This window comes from Halanaerobium saccharolyticum subsp. saccharolyticum DSM 6643 (genome assembly GCF_000350165.1).
GTDB classification, from domain to species: Bacteria; Bacillota; Halanaerobiia; order Halanaerobiales; family Halanaerobiaceae; genus Halanaerobium; species Halanaerobium saccharolyticum.
Genome location: NZ_CAUI01000005.1, coordinates 396609 through 410703, shown reverse-complemented (window position 1 = coordinate 410703; position 14095 = coordinate 396609). Strand labels below are relative to the sequence as shown.

13 protein-coding genes, 1 tRNA gene and 1 riboswitch are annotated in these 14095 nt (G+C 33.1%); of the genes, 2 read left to right on the top strand and 12 right to left on the bottom strand.

The window, feature by feature from the left end; genetic code table 11:
* Window positions 1-3: 3 nt before the first annotated feature.
* A complete protein-coding gene (gene nadD, locus HSACCH_RS02400; protein WP_005487569.1) occupies window positions 4-606 on the bottom strand; it encodes a nicotinate-nucleotide adenylyltransferase in 603 nt (200 codons plus the stop codon).
* Window positions 607-746: 140 nt separating this feature from the next.
* Between nadD and HSACCH_RS02395 the strand changes: the two genes are divergently transcribed.
* Window positions 747-1262, top strand: a complete 516-nt coding sequence (locus tag HSACCH_RS02395; RefSeq protein ID WP_005487568.1) for a gamma carbonic anhydrase family protein — start codon at window positions 747-749, stop codon at window positions 1260-1262.
* Between the two features lie 75 nt (window positions 1263-1337).
* On the opposite strand, the gene HSACCH_RS02390 is transcribed toward HSACCH_RS02395, so the two are convergent.
* From HSACCH_RS02390 to HSACCH_RS02375, 4 genes are all read right to left on the bottom strand, one after another.
* Complete coding sequence (locus tag HSACCH_RS02390; RefSeq protein ID WP_005487567.1) at window positions 1338-3728, bottom strand: homocysteine S-methyltransferase family protein; 2391 nt, start codon at window positions 3726-3728, stop codon at window positions 1338-1340.
* Complete coding sequence (locus HSACCH_RS02385) at window positions 3712-4425, bottom strand: Vitamin B12 dependent methionine synthase activation subunit (protein WP_152415962.1); 714 nt, start codon at window positions 4423-4425, stop codon at window positions 3712-3714. The genes HSACCH_RS02390 and HSACCH_RS02385 overlap by 17 nt, the downstream gene beginning before the upstream one ends.
* Entirely contained in the window at window positions 4397-5293 is an 897-nt protein-coding gene (metF, locus tag HSACCH_RS02380) for a methylenetetrahydrofolate reductase [NAD(P)H] (RefSeq protein ID WP_005487563.1), read from the bottom strand. The genes HSACCH_RS02385 and metF overlap by 29 nt, the downstream gene beginning before the upstream one ends.
* A 75-nt stretch (window positions 5294-5368) precedes the next feature.
* Window positions 5369-5470: riboswitch (SAM riboswitch) on the bottom strand.
* Window positions 5471-5530: 60 nt separating this feature from the next.
* Window positions 5531-6418, bottom strand: a complete 888-nt coding sequence (locus HSACCH_RS02375; RefSeq protein WP_005487560.1) for a cation diffusion facilitator family transporter — start codon at window positions 6416-6418, stop codon at window positions 5531-5533.
* Between the two features lie 184 nt (window positions 6419-6602).
* On the opposite strand from HSACCH_RS02375, the gene HSACCH_RS02370 reads away from it, so the two are divergent.
* Window positions 6603-6677 (top strand) — tRNA-Arg (locus tag HSACCH_RS02370).
* 16 nt (window positions 6678-6693) lie between these two features.
* Here the strand turns inward: HSACCH_RS02370 and HSACCH_RS02365 are convergent.
* From HSACCH_RS02365 to HSACCH_RS02335, 7 genes are all read right to left on the bottom strand, one after another.
* On the bottom strand, window positions 6694-6948 hold the full coding sequence (locus HSACCH_RS02365) for a UPF0175 family protein (protein ID WP_005487558.1): 255 nt from the start codon (window positions 6946-6948) through the stop codon (window positions 6694-6696).
* Window positions 6949-7150: 202 nt separating this feature from the next.
* Complete coding sequence (locus HSACCH_RS02360) at window positions 7151-8065, bottom strand: nucleotidyl transferase AbiEii/AbiGii toxin family protein (RefSeq protein WP_005487556.1); 915 nt, start codon at window positions 8063-8065, stop codon at window positions 7151-7153.
* Window positions 8062-8670, bottom strand: coding sequence for a type IV toxin-antitoxin system AbiEi family antitoxin domain-containing protein (locus HSACCH_RS02355; protein ID WP_005487554.1), 609 nt, complete (start codon window positions 8668-8670; stop codon window positions 8062-8064). Before HSACCH_RS02355 ends, HSACCH_RS02360 begins: the two co-directional genes overlap by 4 nt.
* 463 nt (window positions 8671-9133) lie before the next feature.
* On the bottom strand, window positions 9134-9811 hold the full coding sequence (locus HSACCH_RS02350; protein WP_005487552.1) for a hypothetical protein: 678 nt from the start codon (window positions 9809-9811) through the stop codon (window positions 9134-9136).
* Window positions 9804-11192: an AAA family ATPase gene (locus tag HSACCH_RS02345; protein WP_005487550.1), complete on the bottom strand. Its 1389-nt coding sequence runs from the start codon at window positions 11190-11192 to the stop codon at window positions 9804-9806. Before HSACCH_RS02345 ends, HSACCH_RS02350 begins: the two co-directional genes overlap by 8 nt.
* 755 nt (window positions 11193-11947) lie before the next feature.
* Window positions 11948-13429 (bottom strand): TrkH family potassium uptake protein, encoded by a 1482-nt coding sequence (locus HSACCH_RS02340; protein WP_005487548.1) that lies wholly within the window; start codon window positions 13427-13429, stop codon window positions 11948-11950.
* A gap of 1 nt (window position 13430) precedes the next feature.
* Complete coding sequence (locus HSACCH_RS02335) at window positions 13431-14093, bottom strand: potassium channel family protein (RefSeq protein WP_005487547.1); 663 nt, start codon at window positions 14091-14093, stop codon at window positions 13431-13433.
* Window positions 14094-14095 lie beyond the last annotated feature (2 nt).

The window sequence follows — 14095 nt, the reverse complement described above, 5'->3', positions numbered from 1 at the left end:
TAATCACCTGTAAAGATTATTTTCTTCTATATATTTTTCAATCTTATCTAAAGTTAAATACCGAATAGAATTCCCCTTTTCAATCTCATCCCTAATAAAGGAAGAGGAAATCTCGATGTTTAAACCTTGATATGTAAAAATATTATCTAAATAAGTTTCATATTTTTTTTGGCTTGTAATTTCTTTTAAATCATACCCCGGCCGATTAAAAACTATAAAATTTGCTTCAGATAATAAATATTCCGGATTTTTCCATTTGAAAATCTCAGCTAAAGAATCTGCACCTATTATAAAAAAAACCTCTTCAGCATCAATTTGAGGTACAAAATGTGCTAAAGTTTTTGCTGTATAAGAATATCCTTCATTTTGAAGCTCCCAATCTGATAGAGAAAAAAAATCGTTTTCTTCTACAGCTAATTTCAGCATATTTAATCTATCTTCATTGGGTGAAATAACTTTATCTTTTTTATGTGGTGGTTTGCCGGTCGGCATAAACATAATTTCAGTCAGTCCAAAATTATTTTTAAGCTGCTCAGCTAAAATAAAATGTCCCTGATGCGGAGGGTCAAATGTTCCCCCAAATATTGCCACACTTTTTTTTGACATATTTTTCACCTCTTATTTCATACACCTTTAATTATAAATTATTTTATCAGTGCTTGCAAGTTAAATGAAATATAAAAAGAGGAGTTTTAAGCTTTAAATAGAAATCATTTAATAATCACAAAAATTATGGAGGTTTTAAAATGTTATATAAATTTAAAAAGAAAAGTCCTAAAATTTCAGAAAATGCTTTTATTGCCCCTGGAAGCAAAATAATTGGAGATGTAGAAATAGCTGAAAATAGCAGCATTTGGTATAATACCGTACTTAGAGGTGATATCAAAAAAATTAAAGTGGGTAAATACTCAAACATCCAGGAAAATTCCACTGTCCATGTTGAACAAAATTTGGGGGTTGAGATTGGAGATTATGTAACAATTGGCCATAATACCGTGATCCATGCTTGTAAAATTGGTAATAAATCTTTAATCGGGATGAATGCTACTGTTTTAAGTGGTGCTAAGATTGGTGAAGGCTCAATCGTTGGTGCTGGAGCGGTTGTTCCAGAAAATGCAGAAATTCCACCTGGAAGCCTGGCTGTAGGGGTACCTGCAAAAGTAATTCGAACTATCACTAAGGAGAAAATAATTGAGTTAAAACAACATGCCTTGCATTATGCTGATCTTGCTGCTGAACATAATAATATTGAAGAAATATAATAAGTATAAACAGGCTGAGAAATATCTAATTCTACAGCCTGTTTTTTTTATTAGCCTTAGACAATAATACTAAATTTAAGCACTAAAAATTTCTTTTGCAATTTCAACTGCTATTTTTGCATCCCTGGCGTAATAGTCAGCATCTATCATATCTGCATAATCTGTTGTTAACACAGCACCACCAACCATAATTTTTACCTCTGGTACTTCTTCTCGGACTGCCTTAATCGTTTTTTCCATATTTTTAACTGTAGTTGTCATTAAAGCACTTAAACCTAATAGTTTAATATTATTTTCTTTAACCGCTTTCACTATATCTTTAATATTTACATTTCTGCCCAGATCAATTATTTGATAACCATAGTTTTCTAAAACAGTTTTTACTATATTCTTGCCAATATCATGAACATCACCTTTAACCGTAGCCATCACAATTTTCCCCTTAAAAATATCTCTGCCTCCTGTACGATTCATTTCTTCTTTTAAAACTAAAAAGGCTTCTTTTACTGTTTCAGCTGACTGGACAAGCTGTGGTAAAAATATTTCCCCTTTTTCATAACTCTCACCCACAATATCAAGAGCAGGAATTAAATATTTGTTCACTACTTCTATAGCTTCATTTTCTTTTAAGGCAGCTTTTGTTAAACGAGTTGCTTCATTTTTTAAACCCTTAATTATTACTGTCTGTAAATCATCTTCCTTATTCTGATTTTCTTTAATTTCTGCTAAATCTGATTTATCTTCTACCTCAGCCATATATTCTATATATTGAGCAGCGCCCTGATCAATATTATTTAAAACTGCAGCTGCTTTAACTGCAAACATCATTTCTTCGTCATTGGGATCAATAATTGGCAGATTTAAACCCTGATAGAGAGCCATGCTTAAAAATGTCCTGTTTAAAATAGGACGTTCCGGTAAACCAAAAGAAACATTAGAAATTCCAAGTGTAGTTTTAACTCCCAATTTCTCTTTAACCATTTTTAAAGCTTTTAAAGTTTCCTTAACCCCCGCCTGCTGGGTAGAAGCAGTCAGAGTTAGACAGTCAATTATAATCTTATCTCTGCTAATTCCATATTCAGCTGCTTTATTAACAATTTTTTCTGCAACTTTAAAACGTTCTTCTGCAGCAGCAGGTATGCCATCATCGTCCATTGTCAGGCCGATAACTGCTGCTCCATATTTTTTAACAGCAGGCAGAGTTTTTTCCAACACTTCAGCTTCTCCATTTACTGAGTTAACAATTGCTGTACCATTATAATATCTTAAAGCTTCTTCTATAACCTCCGGATTACTAGAATCAATCTGTAATGGAGTATCCAAAATCCCCTGCAGTTCCTTGATTACCTTAACCATCAATTTTTTTTCGTCTATCTCCGGCAGACCAAGATTAACATCTAAAACATCTGCTCCTGCATCTATCTCTTCTACTGCAACTTTAAGAATATAATCTAAATCACCATTTCTCAAAGCTTCTTTAAAAACCGCTTTGCCCGTTGGATTAATTCTTTCTCCAACTACATTGACCCCTTCTAAATTAACAGTCTGAGAAGGCGAACAGACAAGACTTTCTTTTATAATTTCTCGCTCTTTTACTTTTTTATTTTTTAACTTCTCAGCAATTAAAGAAATAAATTCTTCGTTAGTACCACAACAGCCACCGACAACTGCTAGTCCTTTCTGATAAAGTCTGTTTAAAGGTTTAAAATATTCTTCAGGAGATATTTTAAATACTGTTCCTCCATCTTTAACTACCGGCAGCCCTGCATTTGCCTGCAGAATAACTGGAGTTTCTGAATATTTGAGCACTTCTTCAACCAGAGGCTCCAGCTTTTCAGGCCCAAGAGAACAGTTAAGACCAATCCCATCTACTCCAAGACCCTCCAACACAGAAATCATGGAACGAATACTGGTCCCAGTAAATGTTCTACCATTTTCTTCAAAAGTTAAAGTACAAAAAATTGGTAAATTAGAATTTTCCTTAGCCGCCAATACTGCAGCCCTTGCCTCATATAGATCTGCTATTGTCTCAATGTGGATTAGGTCAGCTCCAGACTCAACTCCAATCAGTACCTGCTGTTGATAAAGATTATAGGCTTCGTCAAATTCTAGACTGCCCATTGGTTCTAAAAGCTCACCAATTGGACCCATATCCAGAGCTACTGAGGCATCAATTCCTGATTCGATTATTGCCTGGCGTGCATTTTGAACTGCTGCAGAAATAACTTCTTCTACAGAATATTCTAGTTCATTCATTTTTAGGGCATTAGCACCAAAAGTATTGGTAGTCAAAATCTCAGCTCCTGCCTTTAAATAACTTTTATGTATATCTATAATATCCTCACTATTTTCGATATTTAATCTTTCCGGAATATCCCCTGCCTTTAAACCACGCTGCTGCAAAACTGTTCCCATGGCTCCATCAAAAATTATCATTTTTTTTCCTAATTTAGTTTTTAGCTCCACAATAAATCCCCTTTCTTCTCAGTTCGCATTCTTGATCTAAAAGACAGTTTTTGCAGTGTCTTTGTTCAACTTCTATTGTTTTAGCAATAACCCCAATAATTGCTGTTACTGATTTAGTTGGTAATAATATATTATATTTGGAAGCTGTTAAACCTATTTTTCTTGGTGCATTCAAAATTCTTAAGATCTCTTTTTGAATATCAATTCCTAAATCCCCATAACCTGGGCTATAGCGAAAACTTATATCTTCATTTCCTGCTTTCAGAACTTCTTTTTTTATTTGAGCTTCTATATAATCACAAGCTCCCTCGATAGCTGCTGTTGCACAGGCATCAAGGATCATCGATTTAGTCACTGATATTTTTTCATAATATGATATCTTCCTATCAACTTGAGCTCCTAATGTAGCTGCCATTATATAGATTTTCTCTGAATCTTTTAAGTGCTTTCTGATACTTTTACCTTTTAAAATAAGAGTTGTTCCTTCTACTTTAACACCTTGATCCGTAAATTCAATTGGAAATTTTTGATATAAATAACGAAGATTAATTAAATCTTTAACTTCAGTTATTGTTTTATCAATTAAAACATTAATCTTTTCATCATTTATTTTTTTTGAAACCTGCAGGTACCTCAAAACTTCTTTTTTATCAATTTTGAATTTCATATTATACAACTTTCTGAATTTCTTGACCATTAATATGATTAATTAAAGAACCTACTGCCTCTTTAATTCTGCGAGCTACATAGGGATTGTTCATTGTATAAAGATGTATTCCATCAACGTCACTAGAAATCAAATCAACTATCTGCTCAACTGCATAGGCTATTCCAGCATCTCTTAAAGCTTCTGGATTATCCTCATATTTATTCAATATTTTTTTGAATTTTGCTGGAAAATAAGCATCAGATAATTCTATAATTCTGGCAACCTGTTTTTTGTTAATTACAGGCATAATTCCTGCTTCTATCGGTACATCTATCCCCTTTTTTTGCGCTTTCCTGCGAAATTTATAAAAAAGTGAGTTATCAAAAAACATCTGTGATATCAAGTAGTCAACTCCACTATCAACCTTCTGTTTTAAATATTCTAAATCCTGATCAATACTTTCTGTTTCTAGATGACCTTCTGGATAACAGGCTGCTGCTACTCCAAAATCATTATTTTTTTTGATATGATCAACAAGCTCATAGGCATAATTGTATTCTCCAATTACTTCCCCAGCAACTGGTTTATCACCTCTTAAGGCCAATATGTTTTTTATATTTTTTTCTTCTAAGCGAGTCAATATTTTATTAATGCTTTTTTGATTTGAATTAATACATGTTAAATGAGCCAGTGCTTCTACATCATATTTTTCTTTAATAATTGAAGAAAGTTTACAGGTTCTATTTTTTCTAACTCCTCCACCAGCTCCATAAGTTATACTAATATAATCTGGATTAATATCTTTTAATTCTTCCAAAGTCTGATAAATATTTTCTATAGGAACATCAGACCTTGGAGGAAAAACCTCCAGTGAAAAAACAACTTCCTTTTTTTCGAAAATATTTTTAATTTTCATCTTTATCCTCCTCAAAACTACTAGCTACTTTATAAAAACAAAAATCCACTTCTAAGCAGAAGTGGGATTCACAACTGCTTATCTTTCAGGTTAAACCTGCTGGAGTTAGCACCGGGCAGTATAACTGCTGGTTGCTGGGTTTCTCAGGGCCAGTCCCTCCACCTCTCTTGATAAGCTATTATTCTATTTTTAATTACTTTACCATATTAAAAGATTTGTGTCAAGAATTTTAACTGCTTAAGCATCACAGTTTTTGTTCTCACATTCCTCGTTTTCGTATTCAATCTCTATAGTTACATGATCAATTTTTTCTACGGCTAATAAATTTTTAATTTGAGCTTTTAATTCTATTATTTTAGACTTTGAAATTTGATCTGGAATAATTACATGAGTGCTGAGAAAATTTCTTTCTCCATCTAAGGTCCAGATATGAGTATGGTGTGCTGCTAAAGCTTGAGTTTCTGCAACAATTTTTTGCTGCAGTTCTTCAATCTCAATTCCAGCTGGTACTCTCTGCAAAAAAACATTTAATACTTTTTTCAACTTAGAAATTACATTATATAAAATATAGATGTTAATTGCTAATGAAAGTAGCGGATCTAAAATTGGCAGGTCTTTATAAATCAAAATAATACTTACTATTAATACCGCAATCCAGCCTAGAACATCTTCTAAAAGATGCCAGCTGACAACATCTTTATTTAAAGAACTGCCTCCTCTTAGTTTAAAAACAGCTATTCCATTAACTATTATTCCTAAAATAGCAAGGTAAAGCATTCCTTCAGGGTGAACTGACTCAGGAGCAAAAATTCTGGGGATAACTTTTGTTAAAATAAATACAGATCCTAAAATTAAAACTATACTATTAATTAAAGCGCCTAAAAGTGAAAATCTCGCATAGCCATAACTAAAATCTTTATCTGCTCCCTTTTTTGAATAATTTTCTAAATACCAGGACATGGCTAGAGAAAGTGAATCTCCTAAATCATGTAGAGCATCAGATAAAATAGCCATACTGTTAGTTAAAAAACCACCAATAATTTCAATAATAGTAAATGATAAATTTAGGAAAAAAGCTAATTTTATATTAGAAACATTAGAATGATGATCATGATGCTCAGCCATTATTTTTCACAATTATTATCATAATTTATTCTCCTTTATAATTTATTTGGAGATAATTATATCATTAAAAACAATTAATTACTGTTAAATATTTTATTTATATAAATAATGCAAATTTATAATTTTAAAATTGCCAGAGATTATTGACATTAAAGTCGGCTTCTGTTAAAATTGTTTAGGTAATGCCCCCGTAGCTCAGTGGATAGAGCAAAGGCCTCCGAAGCCTTGAGCGTAGGTTCGACTCCTACCGGGGGCACCATTTATTTATATAAGGTTTAAGCATTTTCAAGATTAGAAGCTAATTCTTCTGACTCCATATTTATCATCTCTACACCATACCGGTGTAATTCGAAAAGAAATGAAACTCGATCCATACCTACCATTTCTGCAGCTATTCCAGAAGATATCCTTTTTAATTCAAATAGTTTGACCGCCATTGCCATTTTAGCTTCTCTTTCAAATTCTTCAGGACTTTCTTGAAGTAAATCAGGTAGAGTATCGGGATATTCAATTATTATTTTATTAAACATGTCAGTTATCTCCCTCATTTAATATATACTATTCCAACCAAAAATTTTTTAATACACAGTCTGGGTTACATCCAATTATTTTTATTTATTTGGGAGAGATCATCAATTGCACCCACATATAAGTTACTATCTAGCAATTGTTTCATTTATGAAAACTTCCTGTAATAATTTTTGACACAAATTTGGTAATTCAACATCGTAACTATTTTGAAATCCACATGCTTTTATCATTATTCCAGTAACCTGTGAAAACTTCATCATTTAATATACTTTGATAAACTGGCTTTAAAAAAGACCTAATCTGTTCCATTACTAAGTTAAAATCAATGCTTTCCTTACCTATTTTATTTAGATAACCCTGCCACAATCGATTTCTACTCTCATCCTGAGCAAAATCTTCATCAAAGATTACGTGGTCTTCCTCAATAACAGTTCCTCTATTTTTTAAAGTAGCTGCAATAGCTTGTAACAATGTTTCACCCTGAAAAGACTGTAATTTTGATAAGGTGAAAATATCATAAAAATCTTTCATCCTACTATTAATCACTGATAGGCTGAGCATGGCTTCAAATTTTTCTGCAATTACTGATTCTATTGAATAAGCTTTAACGCTAGGAATTTCAAAATCAAGCAGCCCGGGATACTCCATATTAACTTCACCAGGTACAATAACATCTCCAAAGCCTAGATCCAGCTGAAGATTCTTGCGCGCATTACCAATAAACCCTGTTATCTTTATCCTCACTCCATCATAATCTGCTCCTTCAGTTATCTTCTCTACTTCTATGGAATCTTTATCATAACTAACACCATCATTAATTTGAATCTGACTTATTTGACTAAATATCTGTTGGATCTTCTCCAGATCATTTGAAACATTCTGAGCTAGAAAGTCAATATCTCTTGTTGGTCTTGTTTTTATATTTAAAGTGCTTAAGATTAAAAGTCCACCCTTTAATACAAACTGATCCCTATATTCAGAAATAGATAACCTGTATAATAATCTTTCCTGCATAAACAACAATAAAATGAAATCAAAGTTAAGCTTTTCTTCTTTTGCTATGTTTAAAAGTCTAGCTCTAACAGACGCTTCCATATTTTTAATATTATCACTCATACAAGTACCTCCAGGTATCTTTTTACGATATTCTTAACCCCTGTAACCTCTGCATAATCAAGCAGTTTGGAGATGTTCTGATCCTTCCTCTTAAGATAGTTCTGCATAGCCTCTTTTACAACATCAGTACCCACTTTGTTTCTCAGTCTAATACAGTCACAGATTGTTTTCTCCTTATCATATATTTTAACCTTACTACCCCCAATATTTATCTCTTCAATTCCTGTATTGAACTGTTTATCAGCAAAATAAAAAACAGAGATCGGCGGATAATCAGGCAGTTTAGGCCTGTGTTCATCTCGGTGAATGGCAATATAATACTCCCAGGGGTTGGTTGTGGTGAGATCATAATATGAAAGAGCTGAAAGCAGACAAATTACACCGTTAGGAACTATATTACTTACTTCGATTAGTTCTGTATTGCTATTAAACTCATCCCCATTCCAGCGGTACAGCCCTCTTTTGATCCTGCTGATCTCCCCCTCTTCCTGAAGTTTATATAGATGTGATGAATGAATATCTGCCTCAAGTATATCTTTAGTTCGAGCATATCCATTGTTACTTTCAAATATATTCTTTATCTTATTGTAAATATTAGGATCCATAATGACACCTCCGTTATAATTATCCGCACTTATAGATATGTGCGGAGGTTTTTAACACTTTCTCTGTTTTAAGTTTATCATTAAAACTAAGTTTACACAACCTTTCTTATTGCTTATACAAAAAACCCCCAGAAAAGCTCCATCATTAACTGAACAAAATGAAGTTTTTATGAGGGTAAATTATCTCCAATTGAGATGCTAATTTTATTCAATTTTCCACCGTGATTTCACCGCAGTGAACCTCAGCCACCGTTAACTACCGCAGTAAAATATACAGTATTTTACAACTATATGGGATATTCCCAACACTAGATTGCTGTTATGACAGGGATTATAAGAAAAGATGCTAATATAAAGAACTTCGGCAAAACTCTCCGAAGCCTTGAGCGTAGGTTCGACTCCTACCGGGGGCACCATTTATTTAATTTGAGATTACTAAAGGGAAAATAATCTTTTCAAAATGCTAAAGATCTTCAAAAACAAGGTGTAAATTACTATATCTATTTAAGGAGTTATTTCCCTGCTTAATAAACTCCCAAGTTTCTTCATATTCACCTTCGACAGCAAAACTATCCGTTCTAATGAAATCTAAAAACTCTAATTCCCTTTCAAAATAGCTATCACTAAATTCTTCAGCTTTTTCTACTTTTAGATTATCATCAATATTTGCATCATTGTGAAGCACATGTTCTAAATTACAGGATAAGTAGTAAGCGTTATATGGAATTCCATTAATTTTTGAATGACTACTTAGTCTATCCATGATGCCACTTTTTTTATCATTTCTTTTCTTTGTGTTTTCAGGATGTCTGGTACATAACTTATCAATATAATAGTAATTCTTACCCTTATCATGTTTTTCGATCAAATCTTCACTGATATATGCTCCGTCAGTATCCAATAAATGAATAATTTCTAAAATATCCCCTTTATTATAATGTTCTTTGTCCAAAAAAGATAATACTTCTTCATTGATTACTTCTATCACATTACGAGAATTAACTCCATTCCTGGTAGTTATATCTCCACGAGCAATTTGAAATTCAATCTCTTTATCCTCAAATATCTCAGAAAAAATAAGACCAAAAGATATTTCCTCCGTTATACCTTCTACTAAGAATAGAATTAATTTTCTAGTCATCAGCATCAACTCTACCAGCAGCCCTAAAAGCTCTGGCTATTTTGTATTCATTTGTTCTCTCATAAACTTCCTCGTCCTGTCCACCTAACTTAATTCCACGATAATAGAAACTTCTTAGATTATTGGTTTCCTTAACATTGGTGAATCTAATATATCGATTCTGGGGATTAGTAGTTGTAAAAATCAGTGACTCTTTATTAAGTTTCTCCAGCGGTCTTAGATTATGAGAAGTAAAGACCAGCTGTCCCTTGGCTCTATCCTGAATGATCTCCAGAATTTCACCTAAAAGATATTCAAATATACCAGCATCAAGCTCATCCACTGCCAGACAAATACCTGGCTTATTATATATCGCAATCATTGCACTCAAGATAGATATGATCTTTTTAATACCATCTGATTCATATCTAAGAGGAATCTTAATCTCTCCTCTTTCTGCCAGCATCTCTATTTTTATTACTGGATCACCGTTCTCATCCAATTCTTCTCCATACTCTTTAATTTTAATTGTCAGATCTGGAATTATCTCTTTTAAGACGATATTTAAGTTCTCGATAACATTTTTGACAGTAGAGAGGACCCGCTCAGGAACTGTTGTCGGCTCAGACAGAGCTATTGCAAGATCTCCACCTTCTATTCTCTCTGAATCACTAAGTTGAAAACAGAACGGTATAATTAGATTGGCATTGATCATACCTGAACGAGAATTTCTGATCACAAACAGGTTCATTCTAGCATACTGTTTAATCTCCATTATAATATCAGCAAATTCGTTAAAGGCTTTATTACCCTTATAAATATGATCCATCTCACTAGAAAAAATAAAAGATGTTTGTTCCTTCTTCGCAAGCTCCTTGGCCACTTTAAGATCCACTTTAGCATCTTTATTGTTCTTAGTGAGTAAATTGTAATTCTTCTGGGGACTTAACAACTGCTCCTTCTCATCAAGTTTGTGAGTTATTATCCCCCTCTTATATGTCCAGCCATCTTCTTCAAGCTTTTTATATGATAGATCCTCTTTGATAATTACTGGAACAGCATTTTCTCTTCTTTCAATTACCATTTCATAAAAGAGTTGATATTTGTTTTCCCCCAAAGACATAGAAAAAACAGCATTAATAGCAGCTTCTTTCTCACCCTGGTATATATAATCTTTAATATCTCCAGGCAGAGATTCTCCAAGCAGAACTATTTTCAGTATCCACAGAGCTTCAATAAAAGCAGTTTTACCAGAACCGTTCTGACCGTATATTCCCAGCACATCTGATGCTTCAGAAAAAAAGTCTTCGCTTTTATAACTGTTGAAATCAATCTGACCCTGCCTAACATTCTTGAAATTATTCAGTTGTACCTGCTGCAAACGCAGCATTCTCTCCTTCATTTGATCACCTCCACTGATTAAATTATACAACTATTAGTGATAAAAAGCAACTTTTTCAGTAAAATCGGTATAAAATATATCATATTAGTTAAAAATTTTAAATTATAAGCAAAAAAATAGTCTATAAGGTGATTCTCTTCATAGTTGTTCAGACTAAACCTATATTAAATTTTACGATGTTAAACAAGGTGTACTCATTTAGATTACACCTCACATTATAATAATTTATAGTTTAACTAAACATGTAAACTGTTCACTCCGTTAGAGTTATCCGCACTTATAAATATGTGCGGAGGTTTTTAACACTTATCAACTACAACAATCAGATAGCTTAACAAAAAAATCCCCTGTTAGCATTAAGTCTACAGGGAAAAATATACATAGTTTAGCTGTTACTGATTAAAGAAATTATTTCTTTTCTTCTTTCTTTTCAATTTCTTTCTTCACAGGTTTTTTCTTAGCTACTTTTTTCTTGTCTTTCATTTTTCAGCACCTCTCTGATATTTCAACTTACTACTTGAGCCTAAATTTATTATATTACATAAAACTCGAAATAATATCTAATTATTAGATATTCTAAAAAAATATTGTACAAAATATAAACCCCCAGAAAAGCTCCATTGTTCACGGAATAAATGAAGTCTCTCTGGGGTAATTAAGATGCTAATTTTATTTGATTTTCTATTATCAACTGCTTACGTTTAATCGTACTTAATCTAAATATTGTAATCCCTAAATTCCTATATAAGACTACATTAATGCTTAGAAATATAAACTCCATCTTTAAATAGTTTTATCCCGGCATAAAGAATTATAAAGAATTCCAGCCTACCTAAAAACATTCCGATCGTCTGGGTCCAGATTATACCCAGAGGAGCTTCGGATGAAAGTAAGCCAATTGAAATTCCAACTGTACCAAGAGCAGAACCAAACTCAAACATACTATCTAAAAGAGAATATCCATAAGCAGTATGAATTGCTACTCCAACAAAAAAAGTAAATAAATAAAGCATTATATAATTTGCTACATCTTTTACATGCCGATCTTTAACATAGAATTTATTTTCTCCCCGCCAGAGGTAGTTACTACTAACACTTCTTCTAGGTAAGAATTGCTCTTTTATTTCCCAGTAGATTGATTTAAAAATCAAATAGATTCTATACTGCTTAATACCACCAGCAGTTGAACCAGTTCCACCACCAACAAGCATAATTAAAATAATTATAAAGTTAGCAAATATCGGCCAGCCGACAAAAGAAATAGTCGAAAAACCGGTTGTTGATAAAGCTGTAATGATCTGGAAAAAGGTAATTCTAAAATTCTCGCTCAGCATAGGGTATAAAGAGTTTAATGAAAAAAACATTAATATAGGAGTTAAAAATATAAATAGAGTTATCATTAAACGTATCTCAGCATTTTTAAAGAATCTTTTAACCTTACCTTTAAGTAGTGTGTAATGAGTTGCAAAGTTTATTGTACCAAGCAGCATCAGAACAATTGTCACCACTTCAATAGATAAACTGTTGTAATGGCCTATGCTGTCAGGCTGAGTAGAAAAACCTCCAGTAGAAATTGCAGCCATCGAGTGATTAATAGAATCAAAGAGAGGCATCCCTGCAAAATAATAGAGAATAATCCCTGCTGCAGTATAGAAAGTATAGATTTTCATAATTAACATGGTAGAGCGTTTTACATGAGGTAATAATTTATCACTTCTTGCTTCAGCCATATATAAGCCCATTCCATGAACTGGCAGCAGTGAAGATAAAGCAATAACTGCCAGGCCAGCTCCACCGAAAAACTGCATAATCGAGCGCCAGATCAGAATTAATTTAGGAGCAGTGGTAACATCCACAAGCGATAAACCAGTTGTGGTCCAACCACTTACGACTTCAAAAATAGAATGGCTCCAGTTCATATCTAAAATAGTTATAAAAGGTATTGCCGAAAATATAATTGCTCCGATCCAGGAGAAGATAACAATTATACTCCCTTCATTTAAGGATAATTCTACATCTTCTTCCTGATGTCTGCTCCCATAAATAAATAATACTAATCCTGCCAGAATAGAAAGTCCTCCTGCCAGCAGAAAATGAGGTGCCAGGCTGCTTTCTTCAGGAAAAGCTAGTAAAAATAAAAGCGGTGATAGAATAGCAGTTCCGGCAAAGATAATAATAATCCCGGTATATTTTGAAATCAGAAAGTAACGAGAAATAAGCAGGTTTTTATATTTCATCTTATTCTTCACCACCAAAGACTTTAATTGCTTCTGCCTGTTCTTCCGGCAGTGAAATTATGACAATTTTATCTCCCGCCTGAATCTTAGACCCACCTCTAGGAATTGAAATATCTCCATTTCTAACTATACCACCTAAAACAATTGAGAGAGGGAGGTCAATTTCTTTAATTTCCTTGCCAGCAGCTGCAGAGTCAGGTGCTACCTCAACCTGGAAGATACTTAGTTTTCCCTCTTCAATCATGGTTAAATTACTTACATCTTCTGAAATCACACTCTGCTCAATAATTGAACTGATCAAATCAGTAACATTAAAGATCCCCGTAATCCCCAAAATATTGAACAGGTCTTCATTTTCAGGATTATTTACGAGAGCAGTAGTTCTCTCAACTCCAAAATAATCCATTGCCATCTTGCAGATAAAGAGATTACTGTGGTCCTTTTGCGTCAAAGATACCAGGTTATCAGCCTTATAGGCGCCAGCATCTTCCAGAACTTTTTTATTTGCTGCATCACCAAAGACAACTGTAGCCTTTATTTCTCTTGCCAGATCATCAGCAAGTTTACGATCTTTATTGATAATTGTTATAAAATGTCCTTTAGAAATTAGCTTTTTGGCAAGATGGTAAATTAGCTTACCTCCTCCAACCAGTATAATCTCCATAA

Bases quoted from the DNA above. Each gene is read 5' to 3' on its own strand.
- HSACCH_RS02395 (WP_005487568.1), top strand. From the start codon at position 747: ATGTTATATAAATTTAAAAAGAAAAGTCCTAAAATTTCAGAAAATGCT.
- HSACCH_RS02365 (WP_005487558.1), bottom strand. From the start codon at position 6,948: ATGTTTAATAAAATAATAATTGAATATCCCGATACTCTACCTGATTTA.
- HSACCH_RS02350 (WP_005487552.1), bottom strand. From the start codon at position 9,811: ATGACTAGAAAATTAATTCTATTCTTAGTAGAAGGTATAACGGAGGAA.
- HSACCH_RS02345 (WP_005487550.1), bottom strand. From the start codon at position 11,192: ATGAAGGAGAGAATGCTGCGTTTGCAGCAGGTACAACTGAATAATTTC.
- HSACCH_RS02335 (WP_005487547.1), bottom strand. From the start codon at position 14,093: ATGGAGATTATACTGGTTGGAGGAGGTAAGCTAATTTACCATCTTGCC.
- HSACCH_RS02375 (WP_005487560.1), bottom strand. From the start codon at position 6,418: ATGGCTGAGCATCATGATCATCATTCTAATGTTTCTAATATAAAATTA.
- HSACCH_RS02340 (WP_005487548.1), bottom strand. From the start codon at position 13,429: ATGAAATATAAAAACCTGCTTATTTCTCGTTACTTTCTGATTTCAAAA.
- nadD (WP_005487569.1), bottom strand. From the start codon at position 606: ATGTCAAAAAAAAGTGTGGCAATATTTGGGGGAACATTTGACCCTCCG.
- HSACCH_RS02360 (WP_005487556.1), bottom strand. From the start codon at position 8,065: ATGAGTGATAATATTAAAAATATGGAAGCGTCTGTTAGAGCTAGACTT.
- HSACCH_RS02385 (WP_152415962.1), bottom strand. From the start codon at position 4,425: ATGGTCAAGAAATTCAGAAAGTTGTATAATATGAAATTCAAAATTGAT.
- HSACCH_RS02355 (WP_005487554.1), bottom strand. From the start codon at position 8,670: ATGGATCCTAATATTTACAATAAGATAAAGAATATATTTGAAAGTAAC.
- metF (WP_005487563.1), bottom strand. From the start codon at position 5,293: ATGAAAATTAAAAATATTTTCGAAAAAAAGGAAGTTGTTTTTTCACTG.